This is a genomic window from Oceanobacillus limi (assembly GCF_900111445.1).
Classification (GTDB): domain Bacteria; phylum Bacillota; class Bacilli; order Bacillales; family Amphibacillaceae; genus Ornithinibacillus; species Ornithinibacillus limi.
In genome coordinates this window covers 324,701-342,508 of the sequence record NZ_FOHE01000002.1, presented here as the reverse complement: position 1 = coordinate 342,508, position 17,808 = coordinate 324,701, and the positions used below count along the sequence as shown (strand labels likewise).

Below are 17,808 nucleotides of genomic sequence, written 5' to 3'. Positions count from 1 at the left end.
TGCAATATGGATCTACTTATTCAATGGGTTACCCAAATTATAATCTTTATTATTCTGGCTACAATTATTGACTTATTAATCCCTGCTACTTCGATGAAGAAATATATTAAATTTGTAGTTGGATTGATCCTTATTCTAATTTTTTTAAAACCTTTCTTTAGTTTATTTAATATAGATCTACAACACGCATTTGATACGCCTATAGAAAGTATTTTCGAAAGTGATTATGAAGAATCAGATATAGAAAATTTAATTGATTTGCAAAAAAGTGAAATAGAATCATCACAAAATGCATATATATCTGAACAGATGGCTGTCCAATTCATAGATTTAGCGAATCCCCCTCTTAAAGAGGAATATCAACTAGAGATTTCAACCATGGATTTCACTTTTCAAGCTGAATCAAACTACTCATTTGAAAATCTGGAAGAGGTCATTGTCTATATCCAAGAATCTGAAGCAGGGGAGGGAACAGTAAATGCAGTCGATGACGTAGTAATCAACACAGAAGATCCAGTAGTTAACGAAAATAATGCAGACCTAGAAGGAGTAAAACAATTTTTAACTGAGGTTTGGGAACTAGATGACAAGAAATTAAGCTTAAATTGGGAGGGAGGGTCATCTTGATTAATAAACTACAAGAGTTCTTTCAATCAAGGATTAGTTCATCAAAAAAGACTTCGTATTTAATAATTATTGGTCTAGTTAGTTTACTACTACTTCTTGTTGGAAATATATTCAGCACCTCATCCCAGGAAGATACACCAAAACAAAATATAGAGATGCAATTAGAACAGCAGTCAAAGAGTACCGAATCGGAAGTAGAAACCTCTACTACATCTGATATCGATGAGTTAGAGCAAAGCTATAAAAGTGATCTAGAACCATTGTTAGAACAAATTAGTGGGGTATCTGACGTAGAAGTGATGGTAAATCTTGACTCTACAAATGTTAAAGTCTATGAAAAGAATCTAATTATTGGACAGCAACATACTGATGAAAATGACCAAAATGGTGGAACAAGACAGATTGAAGAAAATACGGAAGAGGCACAAGTAGTGTCAATTAGGCAAGGAGACCGAGAGGAACCGTTACTCGTTCAAACGAAACGGCCAGAAGTAAGAGGAGTATTAGTAGTTGCTAATGGGGTAGACCATGCATCTGTCAAGCAATGGGTAGTAGAAGCTGTTTCTAGAGTGTTAGATGTTCCTACACACCGCGTTTCCGTAATGCCTAAAAATTAAGGAGGATGAAAAAATGTTAAAAAAACAAACTGTTTGGCTTTTGACTATGCTTAGTTTAATGATTGTGTTAAGTGTTTATTATATGACGTCACCGGATAATGATGATTTAGCTTATATCGATACTGGACAAGAAGCAACAGAAAATGAGACAGAAGAGGCGACATCTGATTCTGCTGATACTACTACAGAGGAAACAGAAGTTGGAGATATTACGAATATGGGTAAAGATGAATTATTTACAACAATTCGTATGGATTTACAAGATGAACGCAGTGCACGTATGAGCCGATTAGAAGAAATTGTTGCCTCAAGCAGTGCTTCAACTGAAGAGAAAAATAAAGCGTTAGAAGACATCGATGTAATTGAACAAATTAGTACAAAAGAAACAATTATTGAGGAATCTATCCTTGCAAATGCGGAATACCAAGATGTTTTAGTTCGCAATGACGGTGATGTTGTACATGTACATGTACGTGCAGACGAACTATCAGAAACTGAAACTGTAAATATTATGCGTATGGTGCATGATGAGTTTGGAGACATCAGAGTAGACGTTAATTTTCAACCAACAACTGAAAGCTAATCGATCTTTTCATAATAAGCTGGCCCAAATTGGCGCGACTCATTAGATGGTCTTTCCAATGGTGGGGCAGCTTTTTATAGTTTATTCGGATACCAAATGTTAATTGAAGCAATGTTAAAAGGCTATTTATCATGATAGTTTTTTATCTGTTATAATAAATGTAACCGTTTTAAATGATAACGGTTGATGTTTACCCTGTATTTATCGTAAAATGTTAAGAGGAGTTATTAAGACCTAATAATAAATGTTTTATGTAAAGGGGTGCTAGCTATATGTTAAAAGTACAAGAAATTCGCGAACTTATTAAATTAATAGATCAATCTACTATTAATGAATTTACCTATGAAACAAACGGAACAACCGTAAGTATGAAAAAATCTACGGAAATGGACACTGTACAAGTAACGCCTGTTCAACCCGTACAAGAAGTTAAGGAAGTAAAACAATCTGTTGAAAAGCAAGAAGCTCCTATTCAAAATAAAACAGAATCCAAGCAAGAATCCTCTGAAGATACTACTTCGAAACAAGTAGAATTTGATTACGAAATAACATCGCCAATGGTTGGAACACTTTATCGCGCACCAAACCCTGAAAGTGATCCTTTTGTTAACATTGGAAGTAACGTAAATAAAGATACCGTTGTTTGCATCGTTGAAGCAATGAAACTATTTAATGAAATTGAAGCCGAGGTTTCTGGTGAAATTGTTGAGGTTTTAGTGGAAAATGGTGAACTTGTTGAATATGGACAGCCACTATTTAGAGTAAAGAGTAAATAAGGGGACGGTATCATGATAAAAAAACTGTTAGTTGCAAATCGAGGAGAGATTGCTGTTCGGATTATACGAGCGTGTAAAGAACTGGATATTGAAACAGTAGCTGTATATTCTGAAGCTGATAAAGAATCATTGCATGTTCAATTGGCAGACGAAGCTTATTGTATCGGTCCTACATTAAGTAAAGATAGCTATCTCAACTTTACGAATATTATGAGTGTCGCTACTTTAACAGATGTTGATGCAATTCATCCAGGGTATGGTTTTCTAGCGGAAAATGCTGATTTTGCAGAGATTTGTAAGGCGTGTAATGTTACTTTTGTTGGGCCAAGCCCACAATCTATTCAAAAAATGGGCATTAAAGACGTTGCAAGAGAAACAATGAAACAAGCAAATGTTCCAATTGTCCCGGGATCAGAGGGGATTATTGAAAGTGAAGAGCAAGCAATTGAAATAGCAGAAGAAATCGGATACCCGGTGATTATTAAAGCTACTGCTGGTGGTGGAGGTAAAGGAATACGTGTCGCTCGTTCGGAAGAGGATTTAATCAAAGGGATTCGTGTTACACAAAAAGAAGCCGAAACAGCTTTTGGTAACGCAGGGGTATATATTGAGAAGTTTATTGAGGACTTTCGCCATGTTGAGATTCAAGTTCTTGCTGATAATCACGGAAATGTTGTGCATCTTGGAGAGAGAGATTGTACAATACAACGTCGATTACAAAAATTAATTGAAGAAACTCCTTCACCTGCTTTAAATGAAGACATTAGAGCGAAAATGGGTGAAGCAGCAGTAAAAGCTGCTAAAGCTGTTGACTATCGAGGTGCAGGTACCATTGAGTTTATTTTTGATCGTAAGTCAAAAGACTTTTATTTCATGGAAATGAATACGCGTATTCAAGTGGAGCATCCTGTAACGGAAATGGTAACAGGAATAGATTTAATTAAAGAACAGATTAAAGTTGCGAACAACGAAAAATTATCCTTCACTCAGGAAGAAGTTACATTTGAGGGATGGGCGATCGAGTGTAGAATAAATGCCGAAGACCCATTTAAAAACTTTATGCCTTCCCCAGGGGAGATTGAAATGTATTTACCACCTGGTGGTTATGGTGTTCGAGTGGATTCTGCTGCATATCCCAAATATCGGATTCCGCCGTACTACGATTCCATGATTGCCAAATTGATTACGTATGCTCCTACTCGTGAGGAAGCAATTAGTCGGATGAAACGGGCACTAAGTGAGTTTGTCGTAGACGGAGTGCATACAACCATCCCATTCCATGAGAAGATTATGAAGCATGATGTATTTGTACAAGGAGATTTTAATACAAATTTCTTAGAAGAGCATCCGATTGTGGAGAATGAATAAAAAAGCTTATAATCTTAACTGTACGATCTTTTAATTTTGATAAGGAGTGAGGAAATGGCTGATCAACCTTTAGTTAATGTGAGTGAAAATACTGGGTTAGGTACTGTAGAAATAGCTCCAGAGGTAATTGAGGTAATTACCGGTATTGCAGCTTCGGAAGTAGATGGACTGTATACAATGCGAGGAAATTTTGCTAGCGGAGTTGTTGAACGTTTAGGAAAAAAAACGCATAGCAAAGGTGTTAAGGTTGAATTAACAGAAAATGGCATCGTAATCGATTTATTTGTTGTACTAAACTTCGGAGTTTCTATACCAAAAGTAGCACAAAAGCTTCAAGAAAATATCAGACAAACATTAAAAACCATGACAGCTTTAGAAATAGCTGAAATCAATGTTCATGTCGTCGGTGTTCAAATGGATAAAGAAGACACGGAAGAGACGAACGAATAGAAAACAAGTCAGAACATAATGTTCTAGTCATAGAAAAATCTGAACCTTTTTGGTTCGGATTTTTCTTTTAGGTAGATATTGAAGTTTTCGAGAGCCTAATAGTCATTATCATGTTGTTGGAGGGAAATAATGCATTCGTACATAATAATAACGAAAAATTAGAGTAAATCGGTAAAAGCAAAATATGATAAGCACCTATGATTAAATCGTTCGTTTATAGAGTTAGACATCCCATTTTGTTTTTTTTTAAAGTTAGAATAGAAAGACTTTATTTAAGATGTCCGAATGCAGGATTAGACATTACTTTTTTGAACAAGTTACATAGCATTAGTTACTGACGATAAATAGTAAAGTTGTTTGTAGCTTTTGCCTGTATAATCATGTTATTATTTGGTGTAGATAAGATAAAAGGAGTAGTTATATGAAACGTCATGCAGCAAGAGAAAAAGCTTTCCAACTATTATTTCAACTTGATATGAATCCATCAACTTCAAATGAGTCCATTAGTGAGCAATTGCTAGGAGAAGAAAAAGATGAATTTCTTCGTTCGTTGGTTGAAGGAGTTGTAACGAACCAAAAGGAGGTTGATCATACGATAGCTACACATTTAGAAAAATGGACTATCCAAAGACTGGCCTCAGTAGAAAGAACGATATTACGAATTGCAACCTTTGAGATTACGTATTTAGAGGATGTTCCTACTAATGTTTCCATCAATGAAGCAATAGAACTTGCACATATGTACGGTGATGAAAAATCGGGGAAATTTATTAATGGGGTTCTATCCAAAATTATTTCCAAATAATTTAATTTAGCATAGGGATGGTAAAGGGAGGAATCGGAGTATGTCTGCTAACATTATTAATGGGAAGGAATTGGCTCAAGAATTAAGGCTAAACATGAAGGAAGAAGTATATCAGTTAAATGATCAGGAGATTTCGCCTAATCTAACGGTAATACTTGTTGGTGATAATCCAGCATCCAAATCATATGTTAAGGGGAAACAAAAAGCGTCTGCTGAAGTAGGAATTAAATCAAATGTGATCGAATTACCGGATACGACAACAGAAGAAAAACTGCTGAACGTTATTCGGGAACTAAATAAGAATGATGAGGTGCATGGTATCTTAGTACAACTCCCACTTCCAGCTCACATTAATGAACAACTTGTAATCGAAACAATTACCCCATCCAAAGATGTCGATGGCTTTCATCCGATAAATATTGGTCGGATGATGACAGGACAGGACACATTTCTTCCTTGTACACCTTTTGGTATCTTAACAATGCTTAAGTCTAAAAATATTCCATTAGAAGGAAAACATGCAGTGATAATTGGTCGTAGTAATATCGTTGGGAAACCAATTGGACAGTTATTGCTAAACGAAAATGCTACGGTTACATATTGTCATTCTAGAACGATAGACCTTAAGACATATACAAAGGATGCTGATATTTTAGTTGTTGCAGTTGGTAGAGCACACGTAATTGACGATACCTATATAAAAGATGGTGCCATTGTGATAGATGTGGGTATCAACCGATTAGAAGATGGTTCTCTAACTGGAGACGTAGACTTTAATAAAGCGGTTGAAAAAGCTGCTTATATAACACCCGTGCCAAGAGGTGTTGGTCCGATGACAATTGCCATGCTATTACATAATACAATTAAAGCAGCTAAAGGACTGACTTAAGTGAGCGAAAAGTACCTAACCGTTACAGCCTTAACAAAGTATATCAAGCGAAAAATTGATACAGATCCACACTTAAGAGATGTTTGGCTAAAAGGCGAGATATCGAATTTCAAACATCATAGTCGTGGCCATATGTATCTTACAATTAAAGATGACCAAACAAGGATACAATCCGTAATGTTTGCAGGTAATAATCGATATTTGAAGTTTACACCAGAAAATGGAATGAAGGTTCTGATTAAAGGTGAAATAAGCGTTTTCGAAATGAACGGCCAGTATCAATTATATATAAAGCAAATGGAACCAGATGGAATTGGGTCACTTTATTTAGCAATTGAGCAATTAAAAGATAAGTTACGTAAACAGGGATATTTTGAAGAAGTATATAAAAAAGAAATTCCTGCATATCCAACTTCTATCGGTGTTATTACATCTCCAACTGGTGCAGCGGTAAGGGATATTATTACGACGATTAAACGTAGATATCCAATTGTCCAAACAACGGTTATTCCTGTCCTAGTTCAAGGAAAAAATGCAAGTAAATCGATTCGAAAAGCGATTGAATTTGCAAATGAAAAAAATATATTTGATGTATTAATTGTTGGTCGTGGTGGAGGTTCTATTGAGGAATTGTGGAGTTTCAATGAAGAAGAGGTTGCGAACGCTATTTTTCAATCTCAAACACCTATAATTTCGGCTGTTGGTCATGAAACCGATACTACAATTAGTGATTATGTAGCTGATTTACGAGCTCCTACTCCAACTGGTGCTGCTGAGCTTGCTGTGCCCTCCATTTACGAACTAAGAGATAAACTTTTAATTAAAAAGCGTGCACTATCTAGAGCAGTTCATAATCAGATGGAACATCAGCAGAAAATGTTAAACCGGATTACACAGTCTTATGCTTTTCGATACCCTAAGCAATTGCTTCAGCAACGGGAGCAGGAATTGGATCGATTGCAAGAAAGCCTTTATAAGTTTAGCCGTAGTAATCTACAACAAAATTTTCATTTTTATAAACAAATTAATGTGCGTTTAATGAATCAACATCCTCAAAAACAATTAGAGCAATCTAAAAAAGAATTGAAGCAATTACAGAAACAAACTGTTCGTATCATTACAGAATACGCGGAACGAAGTAATTTACAATTGAATCAGATGATAGAAAAGCTGTCATTACTTAATCCGCTAGAGATTATGAAACGAGGTTTTGCAATTCCATATACTTCTGATGGAAAAATAATTAAATCGTCTAAGCAAGTTGCTGTAAATGATAACATTTCTATTGACGTGGAAGATGGCAAGCTAAATTGTCGCGTACTCAGTATAGAGGAGGGGGAAAAGTAAATGTCTGAAGAGAAGAAGGAAGTAAGTTTTGAAGAGGCCATGCAACAATTAGAAGAGATCGTTGAAAAATTAGAACAAGGGGACGTGCCTCTTGAAAAAGCTATTTCTTATTACCAAGAAGGTATGAATCTTTCTAAAATTTGTAGTGATAAATTAAGTGACGTACAAGAGAAAATGGTACAAATTATGAATGACGAGGGAGAACTCGAGCCTTTCGAGTTACAGGAGGATAAATAACGTGAAAGAAAGTTTACGTGATTATTTAGTATCAAAGCAAAAGTTGATTGAAAAAGAAATAAATAAATCCGTGCAATCACTGAGAGTTCCACCAAAACTAAAAGAGTCCATGCTGTATTCATTAGAGGCAGGTGGCAAAAGATTACGTCCTATATTGTTAATGGCTAGTTATGAAACGTATGGGAAGGAGAGTGCAAAAGTAATTTCTTCTGCAATCGCGTTGGAATTGATTCATACATATTCATTAATTCATGATGATTTACCAGCCATGGATGATGATTCCTATCGGAGAGGAAAGTTAACCAACCATAAAATGTTTGATGAGGCAACAGCTATATTAGCAGGTGATGCCTTATTGACTTACAGCTTTGAGATCGTATCGAATGATCCTTTGTTAAGTGATAAAGAAAAGGTTGATATCATAAAAAAATTATCAGAATGTAGCGGCCCAAATGGCATGGTTGGAGGGCAGATTCTTGACATGGAAGCGGAAAATCGTAATGTTTCCTTGGAAGAATTGGAAAAAATTCATGAACTTAAAACAGGTGAGTTATTAAAGTTTGCCATTACATCAGGGGCTTTATTAGGTAATGCATCACCGAAGCAATTAGAAGCATTAGAAGAGTTTTCGTATTATTTAGGCTTAATTTTCCAGGTGCAGGATGATATTTTAGATGTTATTGGCGACCAAGAGAAGATTGGAAAAACAGTGGGTAGCGACGAGTCCAATCAAAAAAGTACCTATCCAAAATTATTGGGGTTAAAGGGAGCACAAGACAGAAAAATGGACTATGTAAACAAGGCTAAACATGCTTTAAAGAAAGCAGATGCGGATGTATCCATGTTAAGTGCATTGACGGATTACTTTAGTGAGAGAGATTATTAGATTGTATATAAATTATTCTATAAATGTGTTATAATAGTTTCAAAAGGAATGGTGCAGTATTCTAGTCAATCCTCCGTTCCTGAAGGCGGGCCTAAAAATCCGCCAAAGGGCACATCGATGAAGTTCCTTGTGTTGGCTTGAGGCGCCCAGCCTTGGGTCGATGCTGGGAGTTAAGGTTTTCGGGCGATCCACAAAGGCATGTGGGCGTTGACCCGATTACCGCGGAGGCCCATCTCTGTAGTGGTAACTAAGCCTAGGAGCCATTATGGAATGGGGTATGAACCTGCATGAAGTGGTTAGGGGAACCTAACGTGCAGCGTAGCCTGCCTTGAGTGGTATCCGAGGGGATTAGAGGCTCAAATAGCTACTATAGATGGCCACTATTGTAGACTATTTTTTCTCTATGAAATCGATACTGCAAAAGAGGCTAGGGAACGGCTAAAGATTGCTGAGGAAATCTCCTAGACTGTTCTATGGACATTTAAATGGGATTATAGTGTGGACTAAGTGGTAATCCAGTCTAGCATACGGTGACGTAGCTAAGATGGGTTTAAAGGGGAACCGCCTATCGTGGTAACACGGGGTACCTATCTGGGAAAACCTACTGGACCTAAGCCACAGTTTTTACCATTTAAATGACCATTCCTTCATACATATTATTTACGAACATGATAAAGCTTATAATATATAAAATCATTATGAGGTAAAGAATGAATCCACAAATAAAACGTTCAATTAAATTTAGTATAACTATTGCCGTTATCACTTTTGTGTTAGCGGCTATTTTTTCAATTATAAGTTCATCTGTGTTGAATCAAGTAACATGGATAACAGGAATTGTTGTCGTATTAATCATTGTATTATTGGGAGTTGTCTTTGATACACTAGGTATCGCAGCAACAGCAGCAGATGAAGTACCTTTCCATGCGATGGCTGCTGAAAAAGTCCCGGGAGCAAAACAAGCAGTAATAATTACCAGAAATGCTGATCGGTTTGCTAGCTTCTGTAATGATGTTATTGGAGATATTTCAGGTATTGTTAGTGGTACTGCATCTGCAATCGTTATTCTTAATATAGCGAATTTAATGGGACAAAGCGATGGATCGACATTTGAAATTACATTAAATGTTTTGTTCACTAGTCTAGTTGCTGCTTTGACAGTTGGAGGAAAAGCTGTTGGGAAATTTTTAGCTATTAATTTTTCTACGCAAATTATTATTTTTGTAGCCAAAATTATTGCATTTACAGAAAATACGTTTAAAATTAAGTTGCTTCCATATAACAATGGAGATAAAAAGAAAAATAATAAAAAATAAAGGATTCATGCAAATGAGCAAAAAACGATTAGATGTATTACTGGTGGAAAGGGATTTGATTGAAACCAGAGAAAAGGCGAAACGTGTTGTTATGGCTGGATTGGTTTTTTCTGAGCAAACCCGTCTAGACAAGCCAGGTATGAAAGTTGATGATGATATACCTATAACGGTTAAAGGAAACGTCATTCCTTATGTCGGTAGAGGTGGGTTAAAACTTGAAAAGGCCTTAAATTACTTTCCGATTGAAGTACGTGACAAAACAATGGTTGATGTTGGGTCTTCTACTGGGGGCTTTACGGATTGCGCCTTGCAAAATGGAGCAAAGAAATGCTATGCAATCGATGTTGGATATAATCAATTAGATTGGAAATTGCGTAATGATCACCGAGTTATTGTTATGGAACGGACAAACTTTCGCTATGTAACCAGGGAAATGTTAACAGAAGGTTTGCCTAATTTTGCTACGATTGATGTTTCGTTTATTTCGTTAAAATTAATTTTACCAGTACTGAAGGAATTATTGATGGACCAAAGCGAAGTGATTGCGCTAATCAAACCACAGTTTGAAGCTGGCCGCGAGCAAGTGGGAAAAAAAGGTATTGTTAGGGATAAAAAAGTGCATCGAGAGGTACTAAAAAAGATAATCACCTTTGCTATCGATGAAGGTTATGAATTTTATGGGCTAACTTTTTCTCCCATCACTGGTGGTGAGGGAAACGTAGAATTCTTAGCTAATTTTGGTTGGAAAAAAGAAAAAGCAGGAATATCTATATCTGATGTCGAAATAGAACAAGTAGTCGAAGAAGCTCATCAAAAATTAAAGGCATCAAATGGTAAGTAAGAGTGGGCTGCAATTTATTGTAGTCCATTTTTTCTGTTAACCATGTCGGGAAAAGGAGGTATATTATGAGTAAAATTCAACGGCATATAAAGATTAGGGAGCTAATTACCGAGAATGAAATCGAAACACAAGATGATTTAGTAGATGAATTAAAGCGATTAGGTTATAACGTAACACAAGCTACGGTTTCTCGTGATATTAAAGAATTGCATTTAGTGAAAGTTCCAACAAATAGTGGTAAGTACAAATATAGTCTTCCAGCCGATCAACGTTTTAACCCATTAGATAAGCTGAAACGATTGATAATGGATGCATTTGTGAAAATTGAGCATACAAGTCATTTTATTGTATTAAAGACGCTGCCAGGAAATGCTCATGCGATTGGGGTTCTTATTGATAACTTAGATTGGGATGAAATTATGGGGACAATTTGTGGAGACGATACATGTCTTATTATTTGTCGGACGGAACAGGATTCTACAAATATTAAAGACCGGTTTTTAGGGATGCTTTAATTACAATGTAATGGGGTGTGAAATCACATGCTAACCGAATTATCTATTCGCAATTTTGCAATTATCGATGAAATCAGATTAACGTTTCATGACGGTTTAACTGTATTATCAGGTGAAACTGGTGCAGGGAAATCAATCATCATTGATGCTGTCCAATTACTAGCTGGCGGACGTGCTTCGGTTGAGTTTGTCAGACATGGTCAAGAGAAAGCCGAGATAGAAGGGTTATTTATTATCGATTATCATAACCACCCGATCTATGCGGTAGGAAAGCAATTTGGGGTTGAAATACAAGATGGACAAATCGTGCTACAACGTATTATAACCTCTAGTGGTAAAAGTATATGCAGGGTAAACGGTAAATTAGTTACATTAGCGATTCTTAAGGAATTTGGGAAAACCTTAATTGACATTCATAGTCAGCACGAGACACAATCATTAATGGTACCGGATAACCATATCGATTTATTGGATTTATACAATCAAGATAAAATAAATCAAGTAAAGGAAGAGTATTCCTATTTATTTAACAAATACCAAAACTTGAAAAAGCGATATAAGGAGTTAAGTGAGAATGAACAGGAGATGGCGCATCGCTTAGATTTATTAGAATTTCAATTTAAGGAAATAGAGCAGGCAAATTTATTACCTGATGAAGATGAGAAGTTAGAAAAAGAGCGTCATCAATTAGCAAACTTTGAACGGTTATATAAAGGAGTCCAAGATGCTTATTTTGCATTAAATGGGGAACGAAAAGGTATCGAATGGCTTAATATCGCACAGCAATCGTTGCAAGACATTACTTCTTACGATGACTCCATCCAAGAAAAAGCAGAGGAATTATCTAATTATTATTTTTTAATAGAAGAAATCAGTATGGAATTACGTAATTTCAATGAATCCATGGAGTATGATCCAAATCGGTTAAATGATGTAGAAGCAAGGCTGAACGAAATCAGCCGACTTAAGAAAAAATATGGATCAACTGTGAATGAAATACTGCAGTATATGGGCAGTATAGAAGAAGAGATTGAACAAATAAAAAATAAAGATTCGCATTTAATAAAACTGGCCGATCAAATAAAAGAACTCGAACAAGATGTATATTTAGAAGCGAAACAATTGCATGATTTGAGGAAAAAAGCTGCAAAATCTTTAATCGGTGAAGTACATAAAGAGTTAACTGGTTTATACTTAGAAAAAACGACCTTTTCCATATCGTTTGAACCAGAAATTCATCATTTAAGTGAATTAGAAAATGATAAAACAGTAAACCTCCATAAAAACGGATTCGATCACGTTAAATTCTTAATTTCTACAAATTTGGGTGAACCATTAAAGGAACTGAATAAAGTTGCATCTGGTGGAGAGTTATCGCGAATAATGCTCGTTCTTAAAAAGATTTTTGCCAAACATCAAGGTGTCACAAGTGTTATTTTTGACGAAGTGGATACAGGAGTGAGCGGTAGAGTCGCGCAAGCTATCGCAGAAAAAATATACCAGATCTCAAAAGAATCCCAAGTTTTGTGTATCACGCATTTACCACAAGTTGCAGCGATGGCAGATACACATAATTTAATTGTTAAAGAAGAACACAATAACCGTACAAAAACCACTGTTAGTGAATTGTCTCTTGATGATCAAATTAATGAAATAAGTAGAATGATGACAGGGACAAAATTAACAAATACTGCAAAGGAACACGGAAAAGAATTACTTGATTTAGCCTCAGAATTTAAAAAACAAATGCTTTAAGAATTTTAACTAGAGCCAGTAAGTCTGGCTTTTATTTTATCAGCGAGATCAGGGTATTGCGATTCATTATACATTTGTACTCAAATTTTAATCAGGAATTCTTACCATCTTTTCTAATCTCTCACCAGTTTAAAAAATGCCCAAAAGGTAAAATTAGAAGTACGGAAATAAAAATGGTATGGGTTAGGAACGAGGAGAGTGAATTGCGTGAAAAAGACAAATAATATACGAACAATATTGGGCATATTGCTCCTTATTGCATTGTTTTCAGTTCCTTTTATGCCCCCAATTCAAAATTATATATCGATCCCCAATGAAATAGTTACTGTAAATAGTGATTCCCCTATTGATGTACCTGCGCTAGGCGGTTCTGTAGATGTTGGTTCATCAGATCACATGCAAGCAATTGATTCTACAATGTTTCATGCACAAGGCCCAGGCAATAGTGAGTTAACTTATTCTGTGGCTGGTATGCCAATTAAAAAAGTAGATGTTTCGGTTTTAGAGGATATTAAAGTAATTCCAGGTGGGCAATCGATTGGTGTACAACTTCATACTCGAGGCGTATTGGTTGTAGGTCATCACTTAGTAAATGGAGAGAGTGAATCTCAATCACCTGGTGAGGATGCAGAGATTGAAGTTGGAGACGTAATTTTAGAAATTAATGGAACAAAAATCAAAGAAATGAAGGAAGTAAAGCCTTTGGTGGAAAAAGCTGGAGAGAATGGTGAGGAATTAAACGTAAAAGTTAAACGTGGAGAAGAAACGTTGGATACCAAACTAAAACCATTATATGATCCAAAAGAAAAAGAATATCGAATTGGCTTATATATACGTGATTCAGCGGCGGGAATTGGTACAATGACTTTCTATGAACCGGAATCGAAGAAATATGGTGCATTAGGTCATGTTATTTCGGATATGGATACAAAAAAACCGATTGAAATCCATGATGGTACGATTGTTAGGTCTTCTGTTACTTCCATTGAAAAAGGGAATAACGGAACACCAGGTGAGAAACAGGCCAAGTTTTCTATGAAAGACAATAAAATTGGTTCCATAACAAAAAACAGCCCTTTTGGAATCTTTGGAGAGTTAGATGACAATATTAAAAATGGTAATTATGACGAACCGATGTCTATAGCACTTTCCCATGAAGTAAAGGAAGGTCCCGCAAAAATATTGACCGTAATCGATGGGGAAAAAGTGGAAGAATTCGATGTTGAAGTTGTGAGTAGTGTTCCACAAAAATCTCCAGCTACGAAAGGAATGGTTATACAAATAACGGATCCTGAATTATTGGAAGCGACTGGTGGAATTGTTCAAGGAATGAGTGGCAGTCCGATCATTCAAGATGACAAAATTATTGGCGCTGTGACCCACGTCTTTGTAAATGATCCAACTTCCGGCTACGGTGTTCATATCGAATGGATGTTACAGGATGCGGGTGTAGATATTTATAAAGGCGAAAAAGAAAAAGCTAGCTAAAAAATTACTTGTAGTGGAGACACTACAAGTAATTTTTTTACCTAAGTTTAAAAAGTATTATTTCAATGAACGTGTTATACTAAGAAGTACTAAATGAAATATTTTTCGACAAATCCAAGGTTGTTTTGTCATATAAAATCGAATGCTATCGAAAATTATAGTAAATCGAAGGAAATAGAAGAATTTATAAAAAAAACCAAAGTTTTTTTAAAAAAAGAAGGATATTTCGAAGTTATGTCGAATACATAGTATGGACAAAGACAAAGCTCGAATCATTAAAGGAGGAACTTTTTGTGGAAAAGATATCAGTATGTTTAGTTGACGATAATAAGGAACTCGTTCAACTAATGGAAGAATACTTTGACGAAAAAGAAGACATTGAAGTGATAGGTACTGCTTACAATGGCAAAGACTGTTTGGCGATGTTAAATGAGTTAAAACCAGATGTTTTAATTTTAGATATAATTATGCCTCACATCGACGGATTAGCAGTTTTAAATAAACTAAGAGACATGGGGCGCGATACGAATGACCCTAATGTCATTATGTTAACTGCTTTTGGTCAAGAAGAAGTGATGAAAAAAGCAGTAGATTTAGGTGCATCTTATTTCGTACTCAAGCCATTCGACTTAGACAACTTAGCAGATCAAGTGCGTCAGGTTAAGGGGAGTCCGGTGCTATCGAATAAATCAAGTGGCGCAAATAAAAAAGAAAGAAAGAAAAAAGATTTAGAAGCAAGTATAACAAATATTATCCATGAAATTGGTGTTCCAGCGCATATTAAAGGCTATATGTATTTAAGGGAAGCAATTACAATGGTGTATAATGATATTGAATTATTAGGGTCAATAACGAAAGTACTTTACCCTGATATTGCTAAGAAATATAATACAACTTCGTCTCGTGTGGAACGTGCCATTCGTCATGCGATTGAGGTAGCATGGAGTAGAGGAAATATTGATTCCATTTCGGCATTATTTGGCTATACCGTAAGTATATCGAAAGCAAAACCTACAAATTCAGAGTTTATTGCAATGGTGGCAGACCGTTTGCGATTGGATCATAAAGCGAGCTAGCATAAAAAAGATTACTGTAACCGTTACAGTAATCTTTTTTGATACACAAAACTATTGTTATTTATTGTTGCTGCGTAGTAGATGGATTATGTGACGTAACTAAAAATGTACTCAAAAATGAAGCGGATGGTGGAATACGTAATCCGCCAATGGGGGAAATAGGATCCATCTAACCGTCATTGGATCCAAATAGCGGAAGAACGATCCTCAGCGATGGCGAGATGGATCCTCATTCCGCTAAATGGCCGAAATAAGTCGTTTGGAGCATGGTTTTGGTTCCTCATTCCTTTATTCACCTATTTTTAGTAAAATTCACACTGATTGATGGATAATAGAGGAACGAGGATCCTCATACACCTTGTTTTGGCAGTGTTTTTGTCATTTAGCGGAACTACGATCCTCATCAAAACGAGGTGGATCCTCATTCCTTTATATATTGGATCAAGCAATCCGCGGAAAGCGTAGCATTCTGCCGTAGCGGTATTCTAAAACTACATCCATTCGTAATGGAAAGTCGAAACAAAATGTTACGTCGCATTAAATACATTACACGTAATACAATTTTTTCTTAGTCCTCAAAAAACACCTTATATAATGATTGAATGGCTGGTTTTATATCTGCTGCTTGAATACCAAACATCATGGAAACGTCTGAAGCGCCTTGGTTAATCATTTTGATGTTCACGTTCGCTTCGGTTAGTGCTGTTGTTGCTTTTTGTGCAATTCCGATCGTTTTCATCATACCTTCTCCAACAATCATGATCATTGCTAAATCGTGATGAATCTTTACAGTGTCTGGATTTAATTCCGCTTTTATTCGATTCATGATGATGGACTCTTTTTCCGGTGTTAATTGGTTATCACGGATAATAACCGATAAATCATCAATTCCAGAAGGAGAATGTTCAAAAGAAACCGATTCACTTTCAAGAATTTCAAATAATTTGCGACCGAATCCTAACTCTCTATTCATTAAGTACTTGCTTACAAATAAAGTAGAGAAACCTATATCACTCGCTATTCCTACTACACAGTTTTCTTGAGACTCTTTTTCTGCTACAATTAGCGTTCCGGGTTTATCTGGATTATTCGTATTTTTAATAGTGACAGGAATACTTTCCTTAAACGATGGAATTAGTGCCTCATCATGGAAAACAGAAAATCCAGCATATGATAATTCACGCATTTCTTTATAGGTTAAAGATGTAATTTCTTTAGGATTTGCTACAATATTTGGGTTCACGGTAAATACGGAATCTACATCCGTGAAATTTTCATATAAGCTTGCTTTAATTCCAGCTGCGATAATGGAGCCGGTAATATCCGACCCACCTCTTGAAAAGGTCATTAGTTTTCCATCGATTGTATAACCAAAGAACCCGGGGATGACTAAAATTTCTTCTCTATCCCTTAGAGTGTGTATTTTGGGATAACTATCTGGAAGAATTTGTGCATTACCTGGCTCATCACTTACAATGATTCCTGCTTCTTTAGGATTTAAGTAGCTAGCTGCTAATCCTAAAGAATTAAGATAGGAGCTTAGAATCTTTGCACTACTATCTTCTCCAATCGCTTTAATTGCATCTAATTTTTGGTTTATTGGTACCTCGCGCTGAAGCACTTCAACAATCGTTTCTTGGATGTTCGATAAGATATCAGTAGAAATTTCTAAGTCGATAATTATTTCACGGAATCGATCCAAGACGGTCGCAATTTGTTCTTCGTAATTTTCATTTTGTGCATAGGCATTTCCCATTTTGATTAATAGATCGGTTACTTTATCGTCATCGCCACTTCTTTTTCCTGGGGCTGAGACGACAATAAATTTTCTGCTAGGATCTTTTCTAATGATTTCTGCTACTTTTCTAAGCTGAGTTGCATTTGCTACAGAACTTCCTCCAAATTTTGCTACTTTCATGACTAACTCCAATCTCCCTATTGTTCATTTGTTGATTTTTTAGATCGTTGACGCTTGCGGTCCCTGTGGACGATAAAACCAGTTATGAAAACCAATCCAGCTAAAAACAAGATTAATCCAACTGTGAATTGAATTCCTGTATAAATAAAAATTGGATGGAATTCATTAAATAATGTATCCCTCATTAGTTTTATACCCATTGCAGAAATGATTCCTGGTATAAGTAAAAACAAAAAAGCGATTGCTCTAACCATTGCATTCTCCCCTAAATCTATACATCTATACTTTCCATAGTATATCAAACAATAAAGAAA

The 17,808-nt window shown here is 35.8% G+C and carries 19 protein-coding genes; 17 read left to right on the top strand and 2 right to left on the bottom strand.

Annotated elements, in window-relative coordinates; translation table 11 throughout:
* Nucleotides 1-6 precede the first annotated feature (6 nt).
* From spoIIIAF to spo0A, 17 genes are all read left to right on the top strand, one after another.
* Nucleotides 7-627 carry a stage III sporulation protein AF gene (spoIIIAF, locus tag BMX40_RS04065; RefSeq protein WP_090867098.1) on the top strand — a complete coding sequence of 207 codons (621 nt, stop codon included), beginning with the start codon at nucleotides 7-9 and terminating at the stop codon, nucleotides 625-627.
* Nucleotides 624-1,244 (top strand): stage III sporulation protein AG, encoded by a 621-nt coding sequence (gene spoIIIAG, locus BMX40_RS04060; RefSeq protein WP_090867096.1) that lies wholly within the window; start codon nucleotides 624-626, stop codon nucleotides 1,242-1,244. The genes spoIIIAF and spoIIIAG overlap by 4 nt, the downstream gene beginning before the upstream one ends.
* 13 nt (nucleotides 1,245-1,257) lie before the next feature.
* A complete protein-coding gene (locus BMX40_RS04055) occupies nucleotides 1,258-1,827 on the top strand; it encodes a SpoIIIAH-like family protein (RefSeq protein ID WP_090867094.1) in 570 nt (189 codons plus the stop codon).
* Nucleotides 1,828-2,099: 272 nt separating this feature from the next.
* Nucleotides 2,100-2,603 carry an acetyl-CoA carboxylase biotin carboxyl carrier protein gene (gene accB, locus BMX40_RS04050; RefSeq protein WP_090867092.1) on the top strand — a complete coding sequence of 168 codons (504 nt, stop codon included), beginning with the start codon at nucleotides 2,100-2,102 and terminating at the stop codon, nucleotides 2,601-2,603.
* A gap of 12 nt (nucleotides 2,604-2,615) precedes the next feature.
* Nucleotides 2,616-3,971: an acetyl-CoA carboxylase biotin carboxylase subunit gene (gene accC / locus BMX40_RS04045; RefSeq protein WP_090867090.1), complete on the top strand. Its 1,356-nt coding sequence runs from the start codon at nucleotides 2,616-2,618 to the stop codon at nucleotides 3,969-3,971.
* Between the two features lie 54 nt (nucleotides 3,972-4,025).
* Nucleotides 4,026-4,421 carry an Asp23/Gls24 family envelope stress response protein gene (locus BMX40_RS04040; protein ID WP_090867088.1) on the top strand — a complete coding sequence of 132 codons (396 nt, stop codon included), beginning with the start codon at nucleotides 4,026-4,028 and terminating at the stop codon, nucleotides 4,419-4,421.
* A 421-nt stretch (nucleotides 4,422-4,842) separates the two neighbouring features.
* Entirely contained in the window at nucleotides 4,843-5,226 is a 384-nt protein-coding gene (gene nusB / locus BMX40_RS04035) for a transcription antitermination factor NusB (protein ID WP_090867086.1), read from the top strand.
* Nucleotides 5,227-5,266: 40 nt separating this feature from the next.
* Nucleotides 5,267-6,115 carry a bifunctional methylenetetrahydrofolate dehydrogenase/methenyltetrahydrofolate cyclohydrolase FolD gene (gene folD / locus BMX40_RS04030; RefSeq protein ID WP_090867084.1) on the top strand — a complete coding sequence of 283 codons (849 nt, stop codon included), beginning with the start codon at nucleotides 5,267-5,269 and terminating at the stop codon, nucleotides 6,113-6,115.
* The gene (gene xseA, locus BMX40_RS04025) at nucleotides 6,116-7,462 is read left to right on the top strand and encodes an exodeoxyribonuclease VII large subunit (protein ID WP_090867082.1); all 1,347 of its coding nucleotides are present in this window, start codon (nucleotides 6,116-6,118) and stop codon (nucleotides 7,460-7,462) included.
* A complete protein-coding gene (locus tag BMX40_RS04020) occupies nucleotides 7,463-7,699 on the top strand; it encodes an exodeoxyribonuclease VII small subunit (RefSeq protein ID WP_090867080.1) in 237 nt (78 codons plus the stop codon).
* A gap of 1 nt (nucleotide 7,700) precedes the next feature.
* The gene (locus BMX40_RS04015; protein ID WP_244513335.1) at nucleotides 7,701-8,585 is read left to right on the top strand and encodes a polyprenyl synthetase family protein; all 885 of its coding nucleotides are present in this window, start codon (nucleotides 7,701-7,703) and stop codon (nucleotides 8,583-8,585) included.
* Nucleotides 8,586-9,295: 710 nt separating this feature from the next.
* Entirely contained in the window at nucleotides 9,296-9,901 is a 606-nt protein-coding gene (locus BMX40_RS04010; RefSeq protein WP_090867076.1) for a hypothetical protein, read from the top strand.
* Nucleotides 9,902-9,908: 7 nt separating this feature from the next.
* Entirely contained in the window at nucleotides 9,909-10,742 is an 834-nt protein-coding gene (locus BMX40_RS04005; protein WP_090867210.1) for a TlyA family RNA methyltransferase, read from the top strand.
* Between the two features lie 65 nt (nucleotides 10,743-10,807).
* Nucleotides 10,808-11,257: a transcriptional regulator AhrC/ArgR gene (ahrC, locus tag BMX40_RS04000; RefSeq protein ID WP_090867073.1), complete on the top strand. Its 450-nt coding sequence runs from the start codon at nucleotides 10,808-10,810 to the stop codon at nucleotides 11,255-11,257.
* Nucleotides 11,258-11,284: 27 nt separating this feature from the next.
* Entirely contained in the window at nucleotides 11,285-13,012 is a 1,728-nt protein-coding gene (gene recN, locus BMX40_RS03995; protein WP_090867072.1) for a DNA repair protein RecN, read from the top strand.
* Nucleotides 13,013-13,219: 207 nt separating this feature from the next.
* Nucleotides 13,220-14,500 (top strand): SpoIVB peptidase, encoded by a 1,281-nt coding sequence (gene spoIVB / locus BMX40_RS03990; protein ID WP_090867070.1) that lies wholly within the window; start codon nucleotides 13,220-13,222, stop codon nucleotides 14,498-14,500.
* A 293-nt stretch (nucleotides 14,501-14,793) separates the two neighbouring features.
* Nucleotides 14,794-15,576, top strand: coding sequence for a sporulation transcription factor Spo0A (gene spo0A, locus BMX40_RS03985; protein ID WP_090867068.1), 783 nt, complete (start codon nucleotides 14,794-14,796; stop codon nucleotides 15,574-15,576).
* 568 nt (nucleotides 15,577-16,144) lie between these two features.
* Here spo0A and BMX40_RS03980 read toward each other — a convergent pair.
* A complete protein-coding gene (locus BMX40_RS03980; protein WP_090867066.1) occupies nucleotides 16,145-17,494 on the bottom strand; it encodes an aspartate kinase in 1,350 nt (449 codons plus the stop codon).
* A gap of 17 nt (nucleotides 17,495-17,511) precedes the next feature.
* Nucleotides 17,512-17,748: a DUF2627 domain-containing protein gene (locus BMX40_RS03975; protein ID WP_090867064.1), complete on the bottom strand. Its 237-nt coding sequence runs from the start codon at nucleotides 17,746-17,748 to the stop codon at nucleotides 17,512-17,514.
* Between the last annotated feature and the right edge of the window lie 60 nt (nucleotides 17,749-17,808).

What these genes read in the sequence shown, in the direction of transcription:
- spoIIIAF (WP_090867098.1), top strand. Translation starts at nt 7, where the DNA reads ATGGATCTACTTATTCAATGGGTTACCCAAATTATAATCTTTATTATT.
- BMX40_RS04055 (WP_090867094.1), top strand. Translation starts at nt 1,258, where the DNA reads ATGTTAAAAAAACAAACTGTTTGGCTTTTGACTATGCTTAGTTTAATG.
- accB (WP_090867092.1), top strand. Translation starts at nt 2,100, where the DNA reads ATGTTAAAAGTACAAGAAATTCGCGAACTTATTAAATTAATAGATCAA.
- accC (WP_090867090.1), top strand. Translation starts at nt 2,616, where the DNA reads ATGATAAAAAAACTGTTAGTTGCAAATCGAGGAGAGATTGCTGTTCGG.
- BMX40_RS04040 (WP_090867088.1), top strand. Translation starts at nt 4,026, where the DNA reads ATGGCTGATCAACCTTTAGTTAATGTGAGTGAAAATACTGGGTTAGGT.
- nusB (WP_090867086.1), top strand. Translation starts at nt 4,843, where the DNA reads ATGAAACGTCATGCAGCAAGAGAAAAAGCTTTCCAACTATTATTTCAA.
- folD (WP_090867084.1), top strand. Translation starts at nt 5,267, where the DNA reads ATGTCTGCTAACATTATTAATGGGAAGGAATTGGCTCAAGAATTAAGG.
- BMX40_RS04020 (WP_090867080.1), top strand. Translation starts at nt 7,463, where the DNA reads ATGTCTGAAGAGAAGAAGGAAGTAAGTTTTGAAGAGGCCATGCAACAA.
- BMX40_RS04010 (WP_090867076.1), top strand. Translation starts at nt 9,296, where the DNA reads ATGAATCCACAAATAAAACGTTCAATTAAATTTAGTATAACTATTGCC.
- BMX40_RS04005 (WP_090867210.1), top strand. Translation starts at nt 9,909, where the DNA reads ATGCAAATGAGCAAAAAACGATTAGATGTATTACTGGTGGAAAGGGAT.
- ahrC (WP_090867073.1), top strand. Translation starts at nt 10,808, where the DNA reads ATGAGTAAAATTCAACGGCATATAAAGATTAGGGAGCTAATTACCGAG.
- recN (WP_090867072.1), top strand. Translation starts at nt 11,285, where the DNA reads ATGCTAACCGAATTATCTATTCGCAATTTTGCAATTATCGATGAAATC.
- BMX40_RS03980 (WP_090867066.1), bottom strand. Translation starts at nt 17,494, where the DNA reads ATGAAAGTAGCAAAATTTGGAGGAAGTTCTGTAGCAAATGCAACTCAG.
- BMX40_RS03975 (WP_090867064.1), bottom strand. Translation starts at nt 17,748, where the DNA reads ATGGTTAGAGCAATCGCTTTTTTGTTTTTACTTATACCAGGAATCATT.